The sequence below is a fragment of the Variovorax paradoxus genome (assembly GCF_000834655.1).
GTDB classification, from domain to species: Bacteria; Pseudomonadota; Gammaproteobacteria; order Burkholderiales; family Burkholderiaceae_C; genus Variovorax; species Variovorax paradoxus_F.
This window is the reverse complement of sequence record NZ_JXQQ01000084.1, coordinates 140,824-164,745: the sequence shown is the minus strand read 5'-3', so window position 1 is coordinate 164,745 and position 23,922 is coordinate 140,824. Positions and strand designations below refer to the sequence as shown.

The window sequence follows — 23,922 nt, the reverse complement described above, 5'->3', positions numbered from 1 at the left end:
CGCGCCTGCGGACGATGGCTACGAACGGTCGTCGAACTCGGCCTGCGTGCGCGGCGCATCGGGCGCCTGCGCGTCGAGCGATTGCCGGTAGCGCACGCAGCCGCGCATGAACTGCGGCCAGTCGGGCACGATGAAACCCGGGTCGCGCTTGTCGGGCAGCAGCGCCCAGAGATCGGGGTGGTGCCAGCACAGGTCGTGGCCGCTCGAATCGCGGTGTTGCCTGATGGCGGCGCGCAGCTTGCGGACTTCGGCGACGAGCGCGTCGCGGGTGAGTGCATCGAGGTCTTCATCCATCGCGTGAACCTCCGTGGGTTGGGGCGGGCCATCACTGTTGGCCGAAACCCGGTCCGATGCAAGCGGGCGCGGCCGGCCCGTTCGCGCGCTCAGGCGTGCCAGGCCTTCAGCGCGGCCCGCAGGCATTCCTCGAAGCCGCGCTCGACACGCGACGGATTCACCGAACGGCGCGGGTGCGCCGCCCTCCGTGTCAGCGCAAAAATTATCGCTTGGCGATACCGGAGGTATCAGTCAGGGGGCAGCACGAGAGGCTTGCGCGCGATGTGGATTGCGACGATGCCCAGCGACAGCCGCTCGAACGAGACATCTGCGAACCCCATGTCCCGCAACTCCGCGGCAAGCCCCTCGGCCGTGGGGAAATCCTGGATGCCCTTGAGCAGGTACCTGTAGGCCGAAGCGTCGCCACCCGTCGCGGCCCAGCCGATGACGGGCATGCACACGGCCATGTAGCCGAGGTAGGCGCGGTGCAGCCAGTGCACGGGAATGTTGGACGCCTCCAGGGCGATGAAGCGGCCGCCCGGCTTGAGCACGCGGAGCGCTTCGCGCAGCGCCAGCTTGCGGTCGCAGATCTTCAGGCCCAGCGACATCGAGAAGAGATCGACGCTCGCATCCGCGATCTCCGGCATCGCGTGCGCATCGAGCACACGGAACTCGACCGGCACCTTCAGCTGCGTGGCGCGCCGGCGTGCGATCGCGAGCATCTGCAGGCTGATGTCCGAGGCGACGATCTTCTGGCCGGACTGCAGGCCTTTGCGCTTTGCCACCTTCAGGACGACATCGCCAGTGCCCGCGGCAACGTCGAGCAGATCGGTCCACGGCTCCTGCGTGATCAGGGCCGCGACCCGGCGCTTCCACAGCCGGTGGATGCCGAAGCTGAAGAGGTCCGAGAGCAGGTCGTAGCGTCCGGCGATGCGGCCGAACACGTCGTCTTCCTGGGTGTGGAAATCGGCTGCGTTGTTCATTGAGGGGGCCGTGGGGTTGCGCGGATTCTGCCGCAGCGTCATGTCTCGATCTCCGGCCGATCGGCCCGGGAGCGCTACCTGATGCGTACACCGCTCGCGAGCACGATCCCCGGCACGACCAGCGTCAACGCCAGCAGCACCGCCGCCGTGATGGGCTCGCCCATGAAAGACGCTGCACCGAGCGTGGTCAGCACCGGCACCGCGGCTGCCGACAGCGAGGCGCGCGCTGCGCCCAGGTGCGAGATGGCCGCTGCGTAGGCCACCAGACCGAGCACGCCGGCGACCACGCCTTGGCCCACGGCCTGCAGCGCCACGTCGGGCCAGGGCGCGCCGAGCAGCCGCGGCGTGCCCGTGAACCACAGCAGCGGCAGCAGCGGCAGCAGCAACAGCGTCGACCAGCCGTTGACGAAGGCCGCACCTTGCCACGGCGTCAGTCCGCAATGTCCGAAGGCCAGCGAGTAGACGGCCCAGAGCATCGCGGCCGCGAGAAAGAGCAGGTCGCCTCGCCAGCTCAGCGAGCCCGGCTGGAAGCTGCCGACCGCGAAGAGCGCCATGCCGATCGCGATGCAGCAGAGACCGGCCAACCGGACGCCCTGCACCTTCTCTCCCTTGTGGATGCGCGCACCGATGGCGGTGAAGAGCGGCAGGCTGCCGGCCATGAAGATGCCCATGTGGCTGGCCGGCGCCCATTGCGCGCCGGCGAGCACCAGCAAACCGAAGGGCAGTCCGCCGCCGATGACCAGCAATACGAGCGCCATGCGGGGCGCCTTGGCCGCGACGCGCTGTTGCCCGAACAGGAAGGGACAGAGCAGCAGCGCTGGAATGCCGTAGCGCAACAGCGCGATGTCCAGCGGGCCGAGCGTGGTGGTGACGCCATGGCGCGAGATGAGTTGCCACGCGCTGCCCACGAGCGCCGCGGCCAGTACGGCGAAGAGGCCGATCGGAAGGTTGCGGTCCATCGCGCGAGTCTCGCGACGGGCCGGCGCGAAAGCTATCAGATTCGTGCGCCCGGCCCGAGCGCGCGGCGGGCTTCGCCCAGCGTGACGCCGACCTCCTGCCTGAACACCGCGCCCAGGTGGCTCTGGCTGCAGTAGCCCAGATCGTGCGCGATGCCGGCGAGGTCGCGGTCGCCATCGACGAGGCGTTCCATCGCTGCGGCCAGGCGCAGATGCTGGCGGTACTGGTGCAGGCTGAGGCCGGTCTGCTTCCTGAAGCTGCGCGCCATGTGGAACGGCGAACGCGAGACGGCATCGGCGACTTCGTGCAGCGAGGGGCCTGCATGCCGGTCGGCGGTTTCCGCCAGCAGCCGACGTGCGCTGGCGATGGGCTCCGTCATCGGCACCAGCTTGCGCGCGGAACGAACTTCACCGACCAGCGACGCGATGGAGGTCGCATCGCCGCTGCCCGATCGAAGTTGCTGCTGCGCGGCATGGACGCGATAGAGCGACTTCGGCGAAAGCAAGGAGACGGCCGGCTCCGAATGCCCAGGAACCCGCGGATGCCGGCTCACGACCACGCTGCGCCGCGGCGCCTGCGCACCCGGTCGCAACCGATAGACCACTGCATCGCCGAAGCTGATGGCAGTCAGCCCATCGACCAGCCACGTGTCGTTGCCGAAGCGCAGATCGAGCATCGCGCGGCTGATCGGAAAGACGATGCGCTGCGATGCCATGACATAAGGCGCGCTCCATTCATGGCCGTGCGCATGCGAGCGAACGTGCTCCACCTCGAACTCGCGTCCGGTGTAGAGAAGGGTTCGTTCGTGGGGCATTGGGTGCGTGCGAAGTCGCGGGCGGCAGTGTCACGCAAACGGGTGGGGCTCGTCCAGGGCTCAGATCCCGATGAACTGCGCCACCTCCCCCAGCGACGCGCGCTCCGTCACCAGCGCATCGATCGCCTTGCTCCGGTCTGCGTAGCCGATGGCCATGCCGGTGAACAGCATCCGCTCGGGCGGCAGTTCGATGAAGCGGCCGATGGTCTGCGGGTACATCGCCCAGCATTCCTGCGGGCAGCTGTCCAGGCCTTCGGCGCGCAGCAGCAGCATCACGTTCTGCAGCACCATGCCCAGGTCGGACCACTGCGGCGGGCCCATGCGGCGATCCACGGTGCAGAACAGCGCGAGCGGCGCGCCGAAGAACTGGTAGTTGCGTGCGAACCATGCGCGCCGTGCGGCCTTGTCCTCGCGCGGGATTCCCAGGCGCGCATACATCGCCTCGCCGACTGCGAAGCGGCGGTCGCGGTAGGGCGCCACGAGTTCGCGCGGGTAGATGTCGTACTCGGTGCCTTCGCCGGTCGGTGCTTCCAGAACGCGGGTGCGCATGAGCGCCTTGAGTTCGTCGAGCCGCTCTCCGCCCACCACGTGCAGATGCCAGGGCTGCAGGTTGCCGCCCGAGGGGGCGCGCAGCGCTTGCTGCAGCACGCGGCGGATGACGTCGGGCGCCACCGGCTCGCCCAGGAATTCGCGCACCGATCGGCGGCTCGCAACGGCTTCGTACACGTTCATGCTTTGGCTTTCATTCGAGAACAGGGCGGGGATGCATTCATCTTGAACGAGGCCGATGCTAGGGACAACCCCGGGGTGCTCAATCGTCCGTTCCGACGATGTGGCGTGCCGGGGGCCTGCCTACGATGCTGCCGGCCGCTGCATGAGATTCCCCGGTGCACAGGAGACACGTACATGTTCGGATTGATGCAAGACCGCCCGCTGTTGATCTCTTCGCTGATCGACCACGCGGCCACCTTCCACCCGCACGCCGAGATCGTGGGGCGCACGGTGGAGGGGCCGGTTCACCGCACCAGTTATGGCGAGGTGCAGCGCCGCTCCAAGCAGGTGGCCAACGCGATGAAGGTGCTGGGCGTGGAGCCCGGCGACCGCGTCGGCACGCTCGCATGGAATACCCACCGCCACCTCGCGCTGTACTACGGCGTGTCCGGCTTCGGTGCGGTGCTGCACACGGTGAACCCGCGGCTCTTTCCGGAGCAGATCGACTACATCGTGAACCACGCGGAAGACAAGGTGCTGTTCTTCGACACCACCTTCGCGCCGCTGGTCGAGAAGCTCGCGCCGCAGTTGAAGACCGTGCGCGCCTTCATCGCGATGACCGACCGCGCGCACATGCCCGCCATCGACGTGCCCAACCTGCTGTGCTACGACGAGCTCGTCGGCGCGCAGAGCGAGCACTGCACCTGGCCCGCGTTCGACGAGCGCACGGCCTCGTCGCTTTGCTACACCTCGGGCACCACGGGCAACCCCAAGGGCGTGTTGTATTCGCACCGTTCCACCGTGCTGCATTCGCTGATGGAGTGCGCGCCCGACACCTTCGGCGTCAACTCGCAGATGACGCTGCTGCTCGCGGTGCCGATGTTCCACGCCAACGCGTGGGGCATGCCGTACGCGGCGGCCATGACCGGCATGAAGCTGGTCATGCCCGGCCCGCACATGGACCCGAAGAGCCTGTACGAATTGATGCGCGACGAGAAGGTCGGCTTCTCGCAGGCCGTGCCCACCATCTGGCTCATGCTGTTCCAGTACTTCGATGCGCACCCGGAGATCGACACGCACGCCATCGGATTGAAGCGCATTGGCGTGGGCGGCGCAGCCACGCCGCGCGCCATGATCGAACGCTTCGAGCGCGACTTCGGCGCCGACTTCGTGCAGGGCTGGGGCATGACCGAGACCAGCCCGATCGGCGTGATCGGCAACCTGCTGCCCAAGCACCGCGCGCTATCGAAGGAGGAGCAGACCACGGTGAAGATGAAGCAGGGCCGCGGCGTGTGGGGCGTAGAGATCAAGATCGTGGGCGAAGACGGCCAGCGCCTCGCGCACGACGGCAAGGCCTTCGGCCACCTGCATGTGCGCGGGCCGTGGATCGCGAGCGGTTACTTCAAGGGCGAGGGCGGCAGCGTGCTGGATGCCGAAGGATTCTTTCCGACCGGCGATGTCGCCACCATAGACGAAGACGGCTACGTGCAGCTGGTCGACCGCGCGAAGGACGTCATCAAGTCGGGCGGCGAGTGGATCTCTTCCATCGACCTGGAGAACGCCGCGAGCGCGCACCCGGCCGTGGCGGAGGCCGCGGTGATCGGCATCGCGCATCCGAAGTGGCAGGAGCGGCCGCTGCTCATCGTGGTCAAGCGCGCAGGCGCGGAGGTCTCGGGCGAGGAACTGCTCACTTTTCTTTCGACGCGCGTGGCGAAGTGGTGGCTGCCCGACGACGTGGCTTTCGTCGACAGCCTGCCGCATACAGCCACCGGCAAGCTGCTCAAGACGAAGCTGCGGGAAATGTTCAAGGGATATGTCGCGGCGAAGTCAGTTTGATGACTTGTTCGATTTTTCTGTGGACAACTCTGTGGGTTGCCATAGGAGGGCGGGCTGCAAAGCGAGCATTGGCGGGGGTTCCCACCACGTTGCCTGTTGAATGAGCAGCCCCGCGGCCGGCGGGGAAAACGTGCGACGCAAACTGGTGCGTGCGCGGCCGGCATAAGGGGAAATCCCCAGCAGATTTCCGGTGTGACACGCAGCGGTCTTGGGTAACATCGCCGGCCGCTCGTGTGCAGCGGTCGGCGATCGATCTCTCGCGACGTCGCTCAGTGCTTGTGATCGCCGTGCGCAGCAGCAGGCTTGGCCGCGGCGTTGAGCGCGCGCACCGGCGCCTTCACCTCCAGCGTCTCGCGCTTGCCGTCCTGGCCTTCGAACACCAGCGTGAGCGGCACCGTGTCGCCTTCCTTCACCTGCTGCTTGAGATCCAGCAGCATCACGTGATAGCCGCCGGGCTTGAGCTCGACCGTCTTGCCCGCGGGCAACGCGACCGAGGGCACCTGGCGCATGCGCATCACGCCGTCCTGCATGGCCATCTCGTGGACCTCGACGACCGGAGTGACGGGCGAGCTCGCCGAGATGAGCTTCGTGTCCTTCGCGGCGCTGATCTGCATGAACGCGCCGGTGGCCTGTTGCTGCGGCACGGTGGCGCGCACCCACGCCTCCTTGACGGTGACTTGCGCGTGGGCGGTGGCCACGAGGAATGAAGCGGCGGAGAGGGCGAGGATGCGGGCGATGGGGGTCATGTTCGTCATGAGGGAAATCTCCTTGGATTGAATAAATCGGATCGAGCTGGCGCTCAGGCGGTCGTCTTGAGAATCTTGCGCAGGTCTTCGGCGCATTCCGGCGCGCCCTGTTCGTGGCGCAGCACCAGCCGGATTTGTCCTTGCGGGTCATACACGTAGCTGAAGGCCGAGTGGTCCATCGTGTACGAGGAACCGGTGGGCACTTTCTTGTAGTAGGCCTTGAAGGCCTTGGCCGTCTCGCTGGTTCTCTGCAGGTCGCCGTAGAGGCCGATGAAGCTCGGGTCGAACGCGTTCGTGTAGGCCTTGAGCACGACGGGCGTGTCGCGGTCCGGATCGACGGTGACGAAGATCACCTGCAGGCGCTCGCCGTCGGCGCCGAGCATGTGGCGGATCTCGGCGGCGCGCAGCAGTGCGGTCGGGCAGACATCGGGGCACTGCGTGAAGCCGAAGAACAGCATCACGGCCTTGCCCTTGAAGTCGGCCACCGTGCGCTCGCGGCCGTCGGGGTCGGTGAGACGGAAATCCTGCGCGTAGTTGGCGCCGGTGATGTCGATGCCGTTGAAGCGCGCGGGCAGCACCTTGTCGCAGGCAGCCAGCGACAGTGCGGCAAGGCCGCCGCCGGCGACCAGCAGGTGGCGGCGAGAAAGTGTGGGAGGTCGTGTCGTGTGCATGAAAGCTCTCTCTGGCGATCGCTCGGATTCGCGAACGCGATCGCATGAATGGCGGGAACGCGCGATGCGAAATCCGCCATCGAGGCGGCATCGCATGCGCAGGAACCGGAAGCGAATCAGGAGAGCGAAGGCGGCCCGCGCGCCGGCGGCGGCGCTGCGGTGATGGCGGCGATGTGCGCATGCGCGAAGGCTGCGGCCGCGTGGACCGCGGGCGCGACCGATGGCAGTGACACGCCCGGCGTTGCAGGCGGCGCGCCGCCGAGCACGCACAGCGGGCAGTCGAGGTGACCGGCGCCCAGTTCGTGCGCGCCGTCGTCGGTATGCACGATGGCCTTGACCGAACCGCTGGCCGAGCAGACCAGCTCCATCGACACCGGATGCACCATCGGCGAGGCGATGGCCGCGCCGAGCGACAGCGCGAACCACAGCAGCGCCCAGCGGATCAGCGGCACACCGGGACGCCGCAAGCCCAGAGGGGCTGCGTGCCTGTTCAGTGCGGCGTGGAAGGGCGTGGGCATTGGCGCGGATTATCGGTGACACGCATGACCGGCGGCGTGCCAGTGCTTCTCCGGCGAAAGGGCTTTGCTTATGCTCGCTGGCATGCAGCAACTTCGAATCTCCACCGCGATCGAGGACCTGGACGTGGCGCTCATCCATCGCTTCCTGTCGGAAGAATCGGCCTGGGCGCGGCAGATTCCGATCGAGACCGTGCGCACCTCCATTCGCAATTCGCTGAACTTCGGCGGCTTCCTCGGCGACTCGCAGGTGGCGTTCGCGAGGGTCGTCTCCGACCATGCGACGTTCGCCTACCTCGTCGATGTGTTCGTGCTGAAAGAGCATCGCGGCAAGGGCTACAGCGCTGCGCTGGTCGCGGCTGTCATGGCCCATCCGCAGTTGCAGGGGCTGCGGCGCTTCATGCTGGCGACCGGCGACGCGCACGGGCTCTACGCGAAGTTCGGCTTCACGACGCCGTCGCGGCCGCAGACGCTCATGGAGAAGTACGTGCCGGATGCCTATCTGGCTGCGCCCTGAGCGGACAATCCGAAGGCATGCCCAAGTCTTCCAGTCCCGCATTCGATTTGCCGCGCGTTGCCGATGCCGGCATGCGCGAACTCCATCCCGAAGACGGCGCGCTGCTGCTCATGCACTTCGCATTCCGCGGGCTCGTGATGAAGGCCGATGCCTACCTTGCAGGCCAAGGGTTGTCGCGCGTTCATCACCGCGTGTTGTATGCGGTGGCGCGCGCCGACGGCATCTCGATCGGGCAACTGATCGACCTGCTCGGGGTGAGCAAGCAGGCGTTGCACCGGCCGCTCAAGTATTTGCAGGACGAGGGCTACATCGTTGCGGAACGCGATCCGCAGCAGCACCGTTCAAAGCAGTTGCGCCTCACGGTGCGTGGCGCCCGCACCGAGAAACAGGCTTCCGCGCACGAGCGCGAGGCCATGGAGACGGCGCTGCGCGGCGTGTCGCCCAGCGAACAGGAAGCGTGGCGCAAGATCATGACCGTGCTGGCGCGGATGGCCTGACACCGCCTACCAGGCTTGGGTAAGATCTTCAGGTCAACTTTATTGACCTGAAGGAGCGCCCGATGCCGACAACCGCTTGGACCGTGCTGCTGATCCTGAACGCCATGTGGTTCGGACTCGGCGCATTCCACTTCTCCCTGAAGCCGGAGGCCTCGGCCCGTTCGCTGGTGCCGCGCGACCAGCGCGGGAGCCCGCTGTTTCGCACGCTGAGCGATTCGATCCGCTTCCTGGGCGGTCTCAATTTCGGATTCATGGCGCTGTGCGCGATGCTGCTGGTGTTCGGCGGCCTCTTCCCGGATGCGCGGCAGCAGGCATTCTTTGCCGCTGTGATCGCCGTGGCGCACGCGAGCCAGTTTGCGGTGAATGTTCCGATGATCGGCAAGTGGCGCCGGAAAGCACCAGGTGCGTGGCGTGTGCTCGAAGGGCCGATGCTTTTCATTTTCGCGACGGACGGCACTCTCATGCTTGCGAACGCGGCGCTGTGTGCCTGGATTACGGCACGCTAAGCCTCGGGCCAAACTCGATACGCCCATTCCGTTACAGCGCCTGACATCCGCGGCGGTTGACGATTTGGTCACAATGCTGGCATGCCAAACATTGCATCCATCCTCAAAGCCGAGATCTCACGCGTTGCCAGGAAAGAAGTGCGTGCAGAGATCGACATACTCAAGAAGGCATCTGCCAACCATCGCGCCTCGATTGCTGCCTTGCGTCGGCAAGTGAGTGCGTTGGAAAAAGAGTTGCGGCGTGCCGCCAAGGGCTCCGCGCGGCGTGGGCCTGCCGATGAGTCCGACGAGGCGGGCGATTCGGCGCCGAAGCGCAGGTTCAGCGCGACGCGGCTGGCTGCGCATCGCGGCAAGCTCGGTCTTTCTGCCGCGTCCTACGGAAAACTCGTCGGCGTATCGGGCCAGACGATCTATCACTGGGAGCAGGGCAAGGCCCGGCCGCGTGCTGCACAACTGCAGAGGCTTGCCGCTGCAAGGGAGTTAAGCAAACAGGAAGTGGCAGAGCGGCTGGGCGCCGAGTAGACGCATCGGCGGCAAACTGGCGGCCGCCGATTGCCTCACCAGGGCTTCCACCAAGGCCGCGCGGATTGCCAGTCGGCCAGCGGACGAGTGTCCAGATCGGGGATCGCGGTCGGCGATCCGCCGCGAAGCCGTCTCACTTGCACCTCGAGCGCATGCGCGATGCCTCGTGCGTCGCGGTCGCCCCGAAGCGCGCGCCGCCGCCACTCGGCCGCTTGGGTTGCCAAGCCGTGCGGGTCGGGGTTTTCCATTTCGAGCATGGGGTGGAATTTTTCATTTCCGTGCGCGATTGCCTGTAGGCCAAAGGAGTAAGCGTCTGTACGAACAGATACAGATGACATCGAACCCCACGCTAGGGCCCGGCGCAATTGGCAGGATCTACGGTTTCTCGGGCCTTGTGATGCACCTTGGATATTCGTAGGCTCGTGGTTTCGAAAGGAAGAACCATGAGTACCAACACGGTCAGACTGCATCGCGTCCTTGCCGCGAAGCCCGAGAAGGTCTATCGCGCATTTCTCGATGCCGACGCCAAGGCGCGGTGGCTGCCGCCCAACGGATTCACCGGGAAGGTCCACGAGATGGACGCCAGGGTGGGTGGAAAGTACAAGATGTCGTTCACCAACTTCACCACGGGCAAGAGCCACTCGTTCGGTGGCGAATACGTCGAACTCGTGCCGAACCAGCTGCTGCGCTACACCGACGTTTTCGACGATCCCAACCTGCCCGGGAAAATCCACGTGACCGTCACGTTGAAGCAGGTGTCGGTCGGCACGGAGCTGAGCATCGTCCAGGAGGGGCTGCCCGAGGTGATCCCCGTGGAAGCCTGCTATCTCGGCTGGCAGGAGTCGCTGCGCAACCTGGCGAGGTTGGTCGAGCCGGAGATCAACGAATAGCGTTTCGCTCTCAGAGCGCCAGCAGCCATCCGGCGGCTGCGGCCAGCGCGACGACCATCACCGGCGAAAGCCGCCCGTAGACCAGCAGCCCGAAGGCCGCCAATGCCAAACCGAAATCGGCGGACGAGTGGATGGCGCTCGTCCACACCGGGTCGTAGAGCGCCGCCAGCAGGACGCCGACGACCGCGGCATTGACGCCGGCCATCGCGCGCTGCACGCCGTCGCGCTGGCGCAAGGTCTCCCAGAAAGGGAGCGCGCCGATCACCAGCAGCGCGGCGGGAAGGAAGATGGCCAGGAGCAGCGCCAGGCCGCCCAGCCAGCCGCCGAACGGGGTGGGCATGACAGCGCCGAGGAAAGCCGCGAACGTGAACAGGGGGCCAGGCACCGCCTGGGCTGCGCCGTAGCCCGCCAGGAAGAGATCGTTCGAGACCAGGCCGCTGGGCACCACGCCGGCTTGCAGCAAGGGAAGCACGACGTGTCCCCCGCCGAAGACCAGGGCGCCCGCCTTGTAGAACCCGGCAACGACGGACATCGCCGGTGCTTGCATCGCCGCGGCCAGCAAGGGCAACGCCGCGAGCAGCGCGACGAAAAGACCCAGCAGGGCCGCGCCGGTCGCCTTGCTCACGCCGTAGTCGCGATGCTGTGCGTCGGGGAGGTGGCCAAGCTTCAGCGCCCACCGCCCCACCAGGCCGCCGGCGACGATGGCTGCGACCTGGCCCATTGCCGTGGGAACCGCGAGCACCAGCAACGCCGCAGCGATGGCCACGCCTGCGCGCAGGCGGTCAGGGCACAGAGACTTGGCCATGCCCCATACCGCCTGCGCGACGACGGCCACCGCGACGACCTTCAAGCCATGGACGGCGCCCGATTCGGAAAGGGCTCCCCATCGCGTGACGCCGGCCGCAAAGAGGATGAGCGCCATCGCCGAAGGGAACGTGAAACCGATCCACGCCGCAATCGCGCCGCCCCAGCCGGCCCGCCCCAATCCCAGCGCGATGCCGACCTGGCTGCTCGCGGGCCCGGGCAGGAACTGGCACAGCGCGACCAGGTCCGAGTAGCTCTGGTCGTCCAGCCATTGGCGGCGCTCGACGAACTCCGCGCGGAAGTAGCCGAGGTGGGCGACCGGCCCGCCGAAAGACGTAAGGCCGAGCTTGAGGAAGGCGAGGAAGACTTCGAGCACCGTGCCGTGTGAGCGATGTTCCGGTGCGGGTTGCTGCGGCAGGTTCATGAGGCGGGGTCTTGGGCAAGACCAGACGAAAAAAGCCCTAAGTAGTTGATCTACCTAGGGCTTTTGACTTTAGCGGAGAACCGCTTCAGCAGTGTTGGTGGCTCTTCACGGAGGAAAAACCAAAATCCGGAAAGTCCTTGAATATCAAGTACTTGGCGAATTCGGGACGGTCAGAGGTGGTCCGAATTCGTGACACCAACCGTATCACGTACGCCACCAACGGGCCAGCGGCCTCGAGCAAGGCGCCACCACTACACATGCCCCGCCGGAGGTGTCTCGCTACTTGGATCACAATCGGTTACTGATCAACGGCTGAGTTGTCACGCGCCATGCCTTTTCGCCTTTCGATTGCGCAGTGAGACCGGCCTCAAGGGGGCACGATGGCTTACTTTCCGCAAGGCAAAACAACCGTGCATGCCCGCTGCAATGCGGGTGAACGCAAGCTCTTTGAGGCGCTGAAGCGCCATCTCCCCGACGACCATCTCGTTTGGCACGATCTGCCCATTGGCGATGCCGGCTTGCAACCTGACTTCGTGATCCTGAGCCCGAGACAGGGCCTGCTCGTGCTGGAGGTCAAAGACTGGAAGCGAAACACGCTGGTCGGCGCGGACAAGCATCGCGTGCAACTCAACGTTGAACGGGGCGTCGTGACCAGCCCCCACCCGCTGGCTCAGGCACGGCAGCATGTGCTGGCGTTGGCTGATCGAATGCAACTTGATCCGGCACTGGTGGCGGCGGAGGGGCGCTTCAAAGGAAAGCTCTTGTTCCCGTGGGGATGGGGCTGTGCCTTGGTCAACTTGAAGCGCGACGACGTTTCAGACCCCGGCTTTGCGGAAATCTTTCCGAGCGATCGGACGCTGCTGCGCGACGACCTGTCAGACGACGTGGACACGGAGACCTTCAGCCAGCGGTTGTGGTCAATGATGCAAGTGAACTTCCCGCACACGATGACCCTGCCGCAGCAAGATCGCGTGCGTTGGCATCTGTTTCCCACCCTCCGTGTGGAACCGCAGCAGGAGGTGCTGGGGCTGGGGGAGGCGAAACCCGAAAGTCCCGTTCGCATGCACGACATGATGCACGTCATGGACATGCAGCAAGAGCGCGAGGCGCGCCGCATGGGTGACGGCCATCGGGTCATTCACGGTGTTGCAGGGTCGGGCAAGACCATGATCTTGGTGTTCCGCGCTCAACACCTCTCCAAGGCGGCGGCTGCGGTGGGGCGGCCGGTGCTCGTGCTCTGCTACAACCGCGCGCTCGCTGAGCGCATCGCCTACCTGTTGGAGCAAAGGGGGGTCAGTGAGTCCAGCCAAGGTGTCGTGGTGCGCTCCTTTCATAGTTGGTGCGAGGACATGGTCCGTACCTACCAACTGGAGGTGAAGACCCCGCGCAGCCCGGCCGGCGCCTACTTTGCTGAGCTGGCGGCCACGGTGGAACGCGCGCTCGCCACGGGCTTTGTGCCCAAGGGCCAGTACACGGCCGTGATGATCGACGAGGCGCATGACTTTGAAGACTCATGGTTGCGCATGTCGGTTGAGTTGGTCAATCCCGCCACGAAAGCGCTGCTGGTTCTCTACGACCATGCCCAGGCCATCTACAAGAAGCAGAACCGCAAGACGCCCTTCAAGGCACTGGGCATTGACGTGGTCGGCGGCCGTCGCAGCACCATCTTGCGCACCAACTACCGCAATACAGCGGAGGTACTGAGCCTTGCGCTTCGCTGCGCTGGCGAGTTGATGTCACAGATCCCGGGTGACGGCTCCAGTTCCGATATGGATGACAGCGAATTGGGTGCGTTGCTGGATGGGGGTGGCGGCGACGCGCCAGTATCCGTAGTGCACCCAGACTCGGCGGGGCGCAGGGGTCCGATGCCAGTGCTGCACGAGGCCGAATCTCCCCGGGCTGAAGCGCTTTGGCAGGTGCAGCGCATCACTCAATTGCAGAGCGAGGGCGTGCGATTGGGGCAGATTGCCGTCGTTTTTCGCTTCAAGGCAGCAATGGAGCCCCTGGAAGAGGCGCTTCGCGTGCATGGCATTGCATGTCAGTCCATGCGTACGCTGAAGCCACGCGACTTGAGGTGGACTGATGACGCCGTTCGGATCTTGACTGCCCATAGCGTCAAGGGCCTGGAGTTTTCGCATGTGTTCGTCGGTGCGATTGATGCCTTCGAAGAAGCCAAACACCAATCTGCTGCTGATGAGCTGCGGCTGCTCTACGTGGCAATGACTCGGGCGACCCTGTGGCTGGCGCTATCGGCGCGGCGAGTGGGTCCATTGGTTGATCAAGTGCGAGGGCAGTTGGAGCGACTTCGAACTGAGTGGGCTGAGTTGGGTTGAGCGTTGACTCATCAGGTGCGCCAGCCAGTAGGCTCGGCCCGAGGTTCTTACGGGGTAATTCCCGTCGGCCACCGTTCCTCAAACGTCGGTAGCCTGATTCCCATCTTTCTCAGCGCCACATCCATGGCCTTGCCGCGCTCCTGCACCGACCTCAAGACGTATTCCTGAAGGTGTTCATCAATGTGCTGCCCGATCACGCCCCAGCACAGCCCGACCAGCAGCCATTCCAGTTGCAGCTTCGGGCTGCCCTCTCTTTCGGTGGCAAGGTGGGCGAGCCCAATGGCCAGAAGAATGGCGTCGTCCAGCGTGAACGCCTCGGGCAACTTGTCTGCCTCGTCATCGCCGAAGGTGGCGGCATAGCGGCTGTTGATGTAGCTGAGCCAGACCGGGTGTGTATCACGCTGCGGCGCACCCAGCACCGGGATCTCGTCCATTTTCAAGCGGTAGGCCGGCGCGATCAGTGCATCAAACACCTCCTGCACGAGTTCATTGAACCCGCCTTCCCATCGTTGCGATGACGGGTTGAGCATCTCCTGCACATAGGCTTTGCACGCCTTCAAATCGCCATCCACCACTTGCCACACCGGCAGATATCCCGGCCCCAGGTCGTAGACGGCCGCCGAGCCAGGCAGAAGCACCTCAAAGACACTGATCGTCAATTCGGTGGGCGTGCTGTTGCCTTCGTCATACCGACTGCGGCTCAGCCGTTGCGCGGCTTCCGCTTCCTCCAACGTCAGCCGGTGCAGGTTCTGCTCCACCTGCATGTTCAGCCACTTCTGCAAAGCCGCGTTCAGATTGGGCAAGGCGTTATCCACGCCGATGGCCGCTCGTGTGGCTGCGATGTCGGAATACCGTTCCACCTCCGAACCGACTGCGCGTTCCAGCAGGTGCCGATACCAGGTCTGCACCCGCAGCTTCTGAAGTTCTGGGCTCTTCACAGCCGGTGACGAGCGGGCTCGGCTGCTTCCTGCGACGGGATTGGTTTTCATTTTTTTAAAGGGATTTATGTTTGTCAAGGACGAACCGGGTGCGCCTTTTCAGGGGTGGTTTGGCCGGGTGTTTTGGGTGTCGCCTTGAGATATTCGGTTCGTCATAACAACGAAAGGAACCAACATGACGAAGAAAAAAATTATCGATTCAAGCCTCCCCTCATCCGCGCCGCTGGTTCGCGAAAAATCTTCTGACTCGGAGACCTCGCAGATCCAGTATGCGGACCTGTGTCGCAAGGACCCGCGCACCGCTCGCAGCGACCGGCTGTTCTACAAATGGGAGCAGGACCACTGGAAGGCCACTTCGGACGAGGCAATCCAGGAAGAAGCACTGGACTGGCTTTCCATTTTCGACCGCAGCAGGGCGACGGCCTCCATGGCCCAGTCCTGTGTTGACACCGCCCGGCTGAGGGTGCGGAAGCTGCCCGCCAAGCCGAAGGCTTCGAGCATCGTCATTCCGCTGCGCGACTGCTGGCTCTTCGTGGACCCCGAGGGTGCCATTACCGCCATTGAACCGGATATCGGTGTCGGCATCTGCCATCGGATTTCCTGCGACAGGAGCATTCCACTCGGCCCCTACACGCCGCAGCCTCTGGATCCGGAATCGCTGTTCGCTCAGTTCCTGGCCTCATCGCTGCCCAACCAGGACGTGCAGGACTTCGTTCAGGAGTACATCGGCTACACCTTGACCGGCACCACCAAGTTGCAGGTCGGAACTTTGTGGGTCGGTGCGGGCAGCAACGGCAAATCGCTGCTGTTGAATGTCGTTCGTGCCCTGCATGAACATTCCGTCGCCGTGCGGCTGGAAAAGCTCGACGGGTTCGACCTCGCCAGTCTGGTGGGCGCTTCGCTGGCATTCTGCGATGAGACGCCGAAAGCCAAGATCAACCAGCAGGCCCTGAAGTCCTTGATCAGCGGCGGTGCGGTGCAAGTGGAGCCGAAGTACGGCAAGTCGTTCAACTATCGCTCCACGGCGAAATTCATCATTTGCAGCAACCACCTGCCCAGTGCGACGGACCATTCCGATGGCTGGTGGCGCCGTCTTCACATCGTGGAGTGGAACCAGCAGATCAAGGGTGCAAAAGTCATCTACGACCTGGACCAGAAGATCATTGAGACGGAACTGGATGCGGTGCTCGACTGGGCCTTGCTCGGGTTGCAGCGGATGCTTGCTCACGGTGGTTTCGCGGTGCCCCAGGTCATGGAGCAGGCCAAGCAGGATGCCATTCAGACATCCAACACGGTGTGCTCCTGGACCCAGGATGCCGGTGTGGCTCTGTCCATGCTTCCCAGTCAGATGGTGAGCAAGGCAGACCTCTATGACCGCTATCGCGACCACTGCCAGCAGCACGGCCTGATGCCCGTGGGCAATGCCGAGTTCTTCAAGCGGATGAAGGCCGTCTTCCCCACGGCCAAGGAAGACCGTGTGGTGCTCACCGTCAATGGGAAGAAAGAGCGGGTGCGCCGTCTGGGGCTGATGCTCGGTCATTTTGATATTGAGCAGCCAGCGGACGACCAGAACGCCGATTTGAATGCCATGCGCATGGCGAACATTCCCACGACGGGCGGCCAGAACGCTGATTTGAACGCCATGCTCATGGCGAACATTTCAGCGGCCGACGAGGACTTCGACCCGTTCAAGAACAGGTAGTACATGTCCAAGCAGTCCGGGCTGGCCAGGCATTTCGATGACTTGGCCAGCCAGACGGTGACGACGACTTGCTCATCCCGCTCAGCAGATTTCACGCGACGAAACACCGAAATCGCTTGGCCAGCCTGGACAGGGTGGACACATCAACCCAACTCTTTAAGGAAACCAAAATGACACTGAACGAATTCACCCAGGCATTCAATGTCGCCTTCACGCTGCGCCAGACCAGCGGAGGTTATGCCTGCAATCATGACGACGATAGCTTTGACTTCTCGATCACCATCCGCGAGGAAGAACTGAGCTTCGGCGAGGCGATGGGCTACGGTCGCGAGAAGGAACGAACTGTCATCGATCCGGTCGATGCCATCTTTGAAGCCTGCTATTGCGATGGCGACTCGCTGGAGGAAATCTCCATCTACGGCGGCAACTTTACCGGTGCGACCGATGCGGAACAGCTTCGCAACCTGCTGGACATCGCATTCGCACGGGATGAAGAACTGGCGGAGGACTGGTCATGAACGCCGCCGAAATCGTTTGGGCCGAGACGGCATGGCATTGCTGGCGGATGCCGGCTGCAAGCTACCCGCCTTCGGAGGCCGACGACTACGAGCCGAATCCAACCTACGACTACCAACCCAACTTCCGCACGCACACGATGCACAGCGTGTTGACGGATGCCGGTGTGACGGAACTGAAAGCGGCCGTCCAACGGGGCGAGAAGCTCATGCGGTGGCGACTTCAGCACTTCAGCGACGACCATGTCACCGAGCTTGAATCTCTGCTGAAGGCCGGGGCACTGGCCGAGCCCGATCCGTCGTCGGTGGGTCTCGCGATGATCGCGCATCGGCACTGGATGGAAATGCGCAATCGCCGTATCGCCGAGGTGCTGGTGCAGTACCTGCTGCGGTTGCGGATAACCCCAGTCGAAATCGTGGGCGAACTCATGCAAGAGAACAGCATGTCGGGTGAAGGTCGTGATGAGCGCTTCGCCACATTCGTCGGTCGGTGCGGCACGGCGTTGCAGCATGAGTGGTTGTCGGCGCGGCTCAAACCGAAGGCCGGGACCGATACCAAGAAGGTCAAGATCTGAAGTTCACAGAACTAGAGTACGACATGGAGATGGAGCAGGTGTCATCGTCGGCTATCGCGGCGGATGTATAACCGTCGAATCACAAGCTTAGAAATGTAAGAGAAGAAGAATGACGCAAACACTCTGGGGCATCCACGCCGGTAAAACAGGAGATGCCAACTCGTTGTTCCTCAAAAAGAAAGTCATCGCCCTTGGCTGGCACGCTATGGGAAATTTGGCCGTCCTCACAGCAACGCGGGAAGCATTCAAGCAACGATATGCGGCTGTGTATCCCGTAGCAGCGAAATCCAAGCCGGGGCAAGTTCCCACGTCGGCCGGGCAGCTCTTTCGCTTTGTGCACGAGATGCAGATCAACGACCTCGTGGTGTACCCGTCAAAAAATCCGAGAGAAATCCACCTCGGACGCGTCATAGGCGACTATGTTCATGATGCCGGCGGCGATCCGTTGTATCCACAGCGCCGAAGGGTTGAATGGCTGAAGACCATTCCACGCTCGCACTTCTCGCAAGGTGCACTGTACGAGATCGGCTCGGCAATGTCCCTTTTCGTGGTCAAAAACTACGCCGATGAATTCTTGTCCGCAATTCAAGGAAAGCAACCACCACCTGTGGTGCCTGTAGCGAAGGACGACTCAGTCGCAGAGATCAGCCAGGATGTTGAAGAGACCGCTAGAGACTATGTTCTTAAGGTGCTTGCCCAGCAGACCAAGGGGCACCCATTTGCTCACTTCGTGGCGAATCTTTTGCAGACGATGGGGTATCGCACTCGCGTGTCTCCGGAGGGCTCAGACGGGGGCATTGACATCGTGGCTCACACAGATGAACTTGGCTTTGCTCCGCCAATCATCAAGGTGCAAATTAAGAGCACGGAAGGTAGTATCGGCGGCCCCGCGATAAGGGAGCTGGCTGGAAACGTTGCTCCCACCGAATTCGGCTTGTTCGTCACGCTGGGCTACTTCACGAAGCAAGCAACGGAGTTCGCGCGCAGCAAGAGCAATCTACGGCTGATAGACGGTGACGCATTGGTCGAACTGGTGCTTGGGCACTACGAAGCACTGGACGCCAAATACAAAGCGCTCATCCCGATGCGCCGTGTCTACATTCCTGAGCCGGTGTTGAGCGATAGCACCGCAGACTGATGTTGGCGCCGTGGCCGGGCTGTCCAGGCTGGCCATGCATTTGTCGTGTTTCGGCTGCCGCTGAAAGGCTCCGCGCTCGAACTCTGTCGAGCCTGATGAAAGGTCGCCGGCTCTAGAACCAGGCCAACTGTCCTGATCCTAAAAATTTGAGCTAAACCGTCAGCGAAACAATCCGCTCTTCGCCAAGCATGTCGATGACCTTCACCGCGACAACTGCCCCAACCGGCGGGGCTACCAACTCATAGCGACCGCTAACGAGGTCTTGCTTGCGCTCGGGCACATCAGCAAGGGTCACGTTAAAAACGGCACCATCGTGATTAGCGTCAATGAGAATGCAGTCCACCACTGCCCGCCAGTCCGGTATTTGTGCCCGGAAAATGCCTTCTTGCAAATCCAGCCGCGCGATGATGCTTGGCGAAACCACATCGGCAATCGTAACTATTAGGTTGTCACTTTCACGCCGAGCGCTGGCCTGCACCGACATCGGCTCGTGCTTGATGAACCCCCCTGCCTTGCGGTCCGTGCGCAACTCAATCAAATGGATTTTGTTGATAGGCCGGTTGTGGTTGTAGTGCTCCACCCATTCGCGAGCCTTGTGCTCTTGCCCCAGACTCACAACCAACAGATCGCGCTCTTCTTCGGGTCGGTTCTTGAGTTCGGTACGCAGAGCTTCCAAGTCCAGCGGCGTGAGCGGATGGTTCAACGGGATGATTTTGGTTAGCATCTTGCCGCGCGTACCATCAAAGAACGGATCGGTTCGGGTGCGTGTGATGCCCAGGTGCTCGCATGCCAACTCAACGGCCTCGTTGTGCTGGATGTGCAGGTCGTAGTCGTTCACTCGCCAACTAGAGAGCGTCAACTGGCAAGGCGGTGGCAGCGCATCTTCACGGGCAACCAACTCGCCTTGGGATGCTCTGGCGAGCGCGGCAGCTTGCTCCCGAATCACCCCTTGCAGTCGTTTAGCTGTGGTCTGAATTGCGCCCTTGTTGATGTCGCAGCCGATCCAGCGGCGGCCAAGTTTTTGAGCAACGGCGGCAGTGGTTCCCGACCCAATGAAGCAGTCAAGAACTAAGTCGCCGGGGTCCGTGGATGTGGAGATGATGCGTTCCAGCAATGTTTCCGGCTTCTGGGTCGGATACTCGGAACGTTCGTCGGCTTGGCTGTTCACTGGGTTGATGTCCGTCCACATGCTGCGAAGCGGAACACCTTTACCTTCATCCAAATAACGAATCAGGCGCGGGCGCTTCTCTTTGTCTTCGGGATACCAGATGCGCCCAGAGTCGTGCAATTCTTGCATTGACTCCTTTGAATACCGCCAGCCCTTCTCGGGCGGGGCATGCCCCATCCATTCATACGTCATGTTGGGCCGAGGATTGGGACTTGTGAGGTTGTCGAGTTGGTATTTTCGCCCTGCTGCATCGACAAGTGAATACTTGTCCTCAACGTACTTGTCGCTGTAAGCGTGATACTGCTGATTCCAGACGAAATCTGGCCCTTTGGTGCAGAACATCACGACGTCATGGATATGGTTGTATGTGGTGGAGTCGCTGCGCGATGCCACACGCTGCCAGATGATCTCGTTCTTGAATCCGTCGGGCCCAAATACTTCCTCCAGTAGGCACCGCAGATGATGGGATTTGTTCCAGTCGCAATGCAAATATAGTGCGCCGTCTTCACTCAGTAGCTCCTTGAGCATCAACAGCCGCTCGTACATGAACTGCAAATAGTTGTCGTTGCTCCAGATATCGGTGTACTGCACCTGTTCGCCAAGCGCATAGTCTTCACCGTCAATCTTGAGCGTGCCTTTGGCGCCACGCAATTGCACTTTGCGCACGTAGTCCGCACCACTGTCAAACGGCGGGTCTATGTAGATCAGCTTGACCTGTCCACGAAAGCCGTTTGCCAACAGGTGCGCCAAAACCTCCTTGTTATCCCCGTGATACAGCAGACCACCCTGCGGCAAGTCTTTGGGCCACTTAGACCAATCGGCGGAACTCGGAGACAGCGGGTGTGCGGCATCGTCCGCACTGAAACGCTCAATATGCTGAGCGGGGAACGCAGCAACACGGCCCAGCGGTTTCTTGCCTACCCAACTCAACATAGGCCGACCCTTGGCCCGCCCCACCGTCACATCTGTCGGCTTCTTCTTGGTTTTAGCTTGTTCGGTCATAACGGTCTATCAGGTGGCCGCAGGCGCGGCGATTACTTTGGCTGTGATGAAGTCCCGCACGGCTTTTTTACCAGCGTCGTGCAAGACAGTGTCGGCAAACATGACGTGGTAACTGAGGCGGTCGGGGTTGAGTTGTTCCCATCGCTTCAAGGCCACGGCCTTGCGACCTTCCAGCGTTTGCGCCGCCTTACCCAAGGCATGCCGGGCCATGTCCGCATCAATGTCCGGACTGAGCTTGTCATTCTTCACCTCAACCACAAGGTGCTTGCCATCGGCACGGCGCAGCACGAAGTCCGGCGTGTAGGTATGCCAACGTCCATCGTCGCCCAGATACTCGGCTCGCAGGTCGGTCTTTCCTGCATCGGTGAGGCCCCCGGTGAACCAAAGGCCCTCTATCTGGTGCGGGTGCGCATGCAACAGGCCAAGCGTCCAGTCCAAAAACTCGGCCTCCGGGTTGGAGTCGAAGTTGTAGCCTTCGTAGTGGAAGCTATTACGCAAGGCATGCGCTGCATCGGCGGTCTCGTTGGCCGTCTTGTAGAGGTGCTGGTTCTTTTTGTCAAAGCTGATGCGGGCGGTATAGACCGCCTTGCCGTTGACCTCGGTTAGGTCAAAACCATCGGCCTTGACCAATGCCACGGCCACCTCGATTTCGTCCCATGCCTCTTCGTACTGGTTGCGCTGCGCCTCAATCTGTTGGCCTAGGGCGTCCATGTGGTGGTCGGGCACTTCCTGCGTTACGTAGACCTGACGAAGTGCGGTCAGCAATTCGGTGGTGGGCATGTGGTGGCATGCGGCAAGGCGGGCGGCAGCGGTGTAGCAATCCAGCAAGGGAGTGAACGACTCCAGCAGCACGTCTGCGGCATCGAGCCGTTGCATTCGGGTGCCACCGCTAGCGGTGAGCACCGGGCTCCACGTCTGAACCACTGGCCCAGCGGGTGCAGACACATCGGGCAAGGTGAATGCCAATGGCGCAGTATCAGCGAGGACTGCCTTGCGCTGAATGCGTAGCACGCGCTTCTTGATCAGCAAAGCTGGCAAGTGCGGCTTGTGCAGGTGAATGATCTTTTCGACCCGCTCGGCTTGCTGAGTGTCCAGTGCCTTGAGGCTGGTGCCATAGGTCTCGGTCAACTGGTCTTCCAACGTCTTTTTGTTGCTCGCCGTCAGGTACACGCGGGCAGGCTTGGCATTGCCGGGAACTTGGCGCAAGCAACGGGTGGCGGCCTGCAGCACAAAGTTGTTGCTGGTCGCCAGTTTGCGCACCAATGCGCAGGCAAACAGGCTGGGGCAGTTCCATCCCTCCGTGCCCATGTTGACCAGCAGCATGACGCGGTGCGGTGCCGCAGGGTCGCGTGCCACGGCTTCAAAGCTGCGCCGGGTCGTCTCGCTGGATTTGTTGTCCACCGCCAGCATGGTGTCTGGGCCAATGCCGTGGGCCAGCAACGCGGATTCAATGCTGGATCGCAACTCGTCGCGGGTTTCAAGGTTGGGGAAGTACAAGGCCAGCCGCGCGGGTGCCCCGTTCTCCAGCGAGACGGGCCAATAGTCCGTCACAAAGTCATCGATCACGCTCTGCACCATGCGCTCGGCGTCACCATCACCCAACTCCAGCACCTTGATGCCGTTGGCCAACTCTTTCAGCACGCCGTCGCGGATGCCCTCGCCCAGCCCGTACCAGACCACCACGTCACGCAAGGGTTGCCGCTCGAAGTACGGCGTGCCGGTCGCGTTGATCGTGACGATGAGGTTGGTTTCCCGCGCCAAGTAGTCGATGGTACGGCGCACCTTCTTGATGCCGTCGTCCTTGAACACCAGTTCCCCGGATTGCTTGTCCCTCTCCCATTTGCCAAGCAGCTTCTGGCCGTAGGTGTGGTGGGCCTCGTCGGAGAAAACGGCTAGGTGGGGCAATGAGGCAATAGCTTGCAGGCGCAAATTGGCCATGGCCGTCGCCTCTTCATCCTTGGTGCCGGCAAAAAGCCGGTTCTGGGCCGTATTCCGCATGGTCGGCTTCTGGATGCGGATTTTCTCGGTGTTGGTGACGATGACGTTGAAGCTGCTGCCCCAAGTGATGGGAATTTGCTTGTCGCCGTCGCGCGTGAAGGTGAGCTTCAGGCTGGCCGCGAACGGCTTGTGCAGGCGGGCAGGCAACAGGCGCTCAAACGGGATGTCCGCCAGTTCCCGCAGAGCACTGAGGATGGTCTTGCCCGGCGCAAAGACCAATGCGTTCTGCACAAATGGACCGTCTGGATACTCCAGCGCCATGGCGAACTCAGTGGCGACGATGGAACCCATGAGGATGGTTTTCCCCGCGCCCATGGCGAGCGCCAGGATGTAGCTGGGGTAATCCAGCGAGAAGGTCTCGCGAAGGCTTTCCAGTCCGTGCTTACGGACAAACGCATTGTCGGTTTGCACCAACTCCAGCACGGCGTCCAAGCCATCGTCGGCAATCATGTCCACGATTTCGCGCGCAGTCAGCCCCATGGCCTCACGCCGGTCCTTTGGCTTCGGAAATAGGGTGGCGTACAAGTCAGGAATGCGCGGTGTGTTCAGCACCAGACGCAGGTACCAATAGGTCTCTAGTGCGCGGAACTGCGCCCGGCGCAAGTACCGCAACTGGTCGGTAGCAGGGTCTTCCATCGCGAAATCCAAAATTTCACCGATGGCGGGGAAGTCTGGGCACTCGTATCGGGCCTTGCGCCACTCGTCCACACGGACGGTCAAGGCTTGAAACAGGTGATTCATTGAAGAAATGTATTTTTTGTGCTAGGCGGTGGAGTACCGAATCTCATGAGGGCTCCGCTGGTGGTGAATCGTACAAGGGGACGACGATGTGGCGCGCATTCAGAATGCCGGCTGTCTGTTCTGCGATGTCATAGCCAAATCAGTGA

General features: G+C 62.6%; 24 protein-coding genes. 11 read left to right on the top strand and 13 right to left on the bottom strand.

All coding sequences use genetic code 11. The annotated features are described in order from the left end of the window. Window positions 1–18 precede the first annotated feature (18 nt). The 5 genes from RT97_RS27240 to RT97_RS27220 all read right to left on the bottom strand — a co-directional run bounded on the left by RT97_RS27240 (window position 19) and on the right by RT97_RS27220 (window position 3,759). Window positions 19–294 carry a hypothetical protein gene (locus RT97_RS27240; RefSeq protein WP_042581970.1) on the bottom strand — a complete coding sequence of 92 codons (276 nt, stop codon included), beginning with the start codon at window positions 292–294 and terminating at the stop codon, window positions 19–21. A gap of 227 nt (window positions 295–521) precedes the next feature. Further along, complete coding sequence (locus RT97_RS27235; RefSeq protein WP_042582015.1) at window positions 522–1,256, bottom strand: ubiquinone/menaquinone biosynthesis methyltransferase; 735 nt, start codon at window positions 1,254–1,256, stop codon at window positions 522–524. A gap of 74 nt (window positions 1,257–1,330) precedes the next feature. Continuing rightward, complete coding sequence (locus RT97_RS27230) at window positions 1,331–2,215, bottom strand: DMT family transporter (RefSeq protein ID WP_042581969.1); 885 nt, start codon at window positions 2,213–2,215, stop codon at window positions 1,331–1,333. Window positions 2,216–2,250: 35 nt separating this feature from the next. After that, window positions 2,251–3,027 (bottom strand): helix-turn-helix domain-containing protein, encoded by a 777-nt coding sequence (locus tag RT97_RS27225; protein ID WP_042581968.1) that lies wholly within the window; start codon window positions 3,025–3,027, stop codon window positions 2,251–2,253. A gap of 60 nt (window positions 3,028–3,087) precedes the next feature. Next, window positions 3,088–3,759 carry a nitroreductase gene (locus RT97_RS27220; RefSeq protein WP_042581967.1) on the bottom strand — a complete coding sequence of 224 codons (672 nt, stop codon included), beginning with the start codon at window positions 3,757–3,759 and terminating at the stop codon, window positions 3,088–3,090. A gap of 174 nt (window positions 3,760–3,933) precedes the next feature. Between RT97_RS27220 and RT97_RS27215 the strand changes: the two genes are divergently transcribed. After that, window positions 3,934–5,574 (top strand): 3-(methylthio)propionyl-CoA ligase, encoded by a 1,641-nt coding sequence (locus RT97_RS27215; protein WP_042581966.1) that lies wholly within the window; start codon window positions 3,934–3,936, stop codon window positions 5,572–5,574. A gap of 269 nt (window positions 5,575–5,843) precedes the next feature. Here RT97_RS27215 and RT97_RS27210 read toward each other — a convergent pair whose 3' ends face one another. The 3 genes from RT97_RS27210 to RT97_RS27200 all read right to left on the bottom strand — a co-directional run bounded on the left by RT97_RS27210 (window position 5,844) and on the right by RT97_RS27200 (window position 7,509). Beyond that, entirely contained in the window at window positions 5,844–6,329 is a 486-nt protein-coding gene (locus tag RT97_RS27210; protein WP_155403906.1) for a copper chaperone PCu(A)C, read from the bottom strand. Between the two features lie 44 nt (window positions 6,330–6,373). Then, window positions 6,374–6,991 carry an SCO family protein gene (locus tag RT97_RS27205; RefSeq protein WP_042581965.1) on the bottom strand — a complete coding sequence of 206 codons (618 nt, stop codon included), beginning with the start codon at window positions 6,989–6,991 and terminating at the stop codon, window positions 6,374–6,376. 116 nt (window positions 6,992–7,107) lie between these two features. Next, the gene (locus tag RT97_RS27200) at window positions 7,108–7,509 is read right to left on the bottom strand and encodes a DUF2946 family protein (protein ID WP_253278325.1); all 402 of its coding nucleotides are present in this window, start codon (window positions 7,507–7,509) and stop codon (window positions 7,108–7,110) included. Between the two features lie 82 nt (window positions 7,510–7,591). Here RT97_RS27200 and RT97_RS27195 point away from each other — a divergent pair, with 82 nt between their 5' ends. From RT97_RS27195 to RT97_RS27180, 4 genes are all read left to right on the top strand, one after another. Beyond that, on the top strand, window positions 7,592–8,023 hold the full coding sequence (locus tag RT97_RS27195) for a GNAT family N-acetyltransferase (protein WP_042582012.1): 432 nt from the start codon (window positions 7,592–7,594) through the stop codon (window positions 8,021–8,023). Between the two features lie 17 nt (window positions 8,024–8,040). Beyond that, on the top strand, window positions 8,041–8,520 hold the full coding sequence (locus RT97_RS27190; RefSeq protein ID WP_042581964.1) for a MarR family winged helix-turn-helix transcriptional regulator: 480 nt from the start codon (window positions 8,041–8,043) through the stop codon (window positions 8,518–8,520). Window positions 8,521–8,603: 83 nt separating this feature from the next. After that, window positions 8,604–9,026 (top strand): hypothetical protein, encoded by a 423-nt coding sequence (locus tag RT97_RS27185; protein ID WP_155403905.1) that lies wholly within the window; start codon window positions 8,604–8,606, stop codon window positions 9,024–9,026. Between the two features lie 81 nt (window positions 9,027–9,107). After that, window positions 9,108–9,548: a helix-turn-helix domain-containing protein gene (locus RT97_RS27180; protein WP_042581962.1), complete on the top strand. Its 441-nt coding sequence runs from the start codon at window positions 9,108–9,110 to the stop codon at window positions 9,546–9,548. 35 nt (window positions 9,549–9,583) lie between these two features. Here the strand turns inward: RT97_RS27180 and RT97_RS27175 are convergent, their stop codons facing one another. Next, window positions 9,584–9,805 carry a hypothetical protein gene (locus tag RT97_RS27175; RefSeq protein WP_042581961.1) on the bottom strand — a complete coding sequence of 74 codons (222 nt, stop codon included), beginning with the start codon at window positions 9,803–9,805 and terminating at the stop codon, window positions 9,584–9,586. Window positions 9,806–9,991: 186 nt separating this feature from the next. On the opposite strand from RT97_RS27175, the gene RT97_RS27170 reads away from it, so the two are divergent. After that, complete coding sequence (locus RT97_RS27170; protein WP_042581960.1) at window positions 9,992–10,438, top strand: SRPBCC family protein; 447 nt, start codon at window positions 9,992–9,994, stop codon at window positions 10,436–10,438. Window positions 10,439–10,448: 10 nt separating this feature from the next. Here RT97_RS27170 and chrA read toward each other — a convergent pair whose 3' ends face one another. Then, window positions 10,449–11,666 carry a chromate efflux transporter gene (gene chrA, locus RT97_RS27165; protein ID WP_042581959.1) on the bottom strand — a complete coding sequence of 406 codons (1,218 nt, stop codon included), beginning with the start codon at window positions 11,664–11,666 and terminating at the stop codon, window positions 10,449–10,451. 380 nt (window positions 11,667–12,046) lie between these two features. On the opposite strand from chrA, the gene RT97_RS27160 reads away from it, so the two are divergent. Next, entirely contained in the window at window positions 12,047–13,999 is a 1,953-nt protein-coding gene (locus tag RT97_RS27160) for a DEAD/DEAH box helicase (RefSeq protein ID WP_042581958.1), read from the top strand. A 47-nt stretch (window positions 14,000–14,046) separates the two neighbouring features. Here the strand turns inward: RT97_RS27160 and RT97_RS27155 are convergent, their stop codons facing one another. Continuing rightward, a complete protein-coding gene (locus tag RT97_RS27155; RefSeq protein ID WP_155403904.1) occupies window positions 14,047–14,988 on the bottom strand; it encodes a hypothetical protein in 942 nt (313 codons plus the stop codon). A 124-nt stretch (window positions 14,989–15,112) separates the two neighbouring features. Here RT97_RS27155 and RT97_RS32195 point away from each other — a divergent pair, with 124 nt between their 5' ends. The 4 genes from RT97_RS32195 to RT97_RS27135 all read left to right on the top strand — a co-directional run bounded on the left by RT97_RS32195 (window position 15,113) and on the right by RT97_RS27135 (window position 18,867). Beyond that, window positions 15,113–16,639 (top strand): DNA primase family protein, encoded by a 1,527-nt coding sequence (locus tag RT97_RS32195; protein WP_052810765.1) that lies wholly within the window; start codon window positions 15,113–15,115, stop codon window positions 16,637–16,639. 170 nt (window positions 16,640–16,809) lie between these two features. Beyond that, window positions 16,810–17,157: a hypothetical protein gene (locus tag RT97_RS27145; protein ID WP_042581956.1), complete on the top strand. Its 348-nt coding sequence runs from the start codon at window positions 16,810–16,812 to the stop codon at window positions 17,155–17,157. Beyond that, on the top strand, window positions 17,154–17,729 hold the full coding sequence (locus RT97_RS27140; RefSeq protein ID WP_042581955.1) for a hypothetical protein: 576 nt from the start codon (window positions 17,154–17,156) through the stop codon (window positions 17,727–17,729). The genes RT97_RS27145 and RT97_RS27140 overlap by 4 nt, the downstream gene beginning before the upstream one ends. A gap of 109 nt (window positions 17,730–17,838) precedes the next feature. After that, window positions 17,839–18,867 (top strand): restriction endonuclease, encoded by a 1,029-nt coding sequence (locus RT97_RS27135; RefSeq protein ID WP_042581954.1) that lies wholly within the window; start codon window positions 17,839–17,841, stop codon window positions 18,865–18,867. A 151-nt stretch (window positions 18,868–19,018) separates the two neighbouring features. Here the strand turns inward: RT97_RS27135 and RT97_RS27130 are convergent, their stop codons facing one another. Beyond that, on the bottom strand, window positions 19,019–21,037 hold the full coding sequence (locus RT97_RS27130; protein WP_042581953.1) for a site-specific DNA-methyltransferase: 2,019 nt from the start codon (window positions 21,035–21,037) through the stop codon (window positions 19,019–19,021). A 9-nt stretch (window positions 21,038–21,046) separates the two neighbouring features. Then, on the bottom strand, window positions 21,047–23,776 hold the full coding sequence (locus RT97_RS27125; RefSeq protein WP_080898450.1) for a DEAD/DEAH box helicase family protein: 2,730 nt from the start codon (window positions 23,774–23,776) through the stop codon (window positions 21,047–21,049). Window positions 23,777–23,922 lie beyond the last annotated feature (146 nt).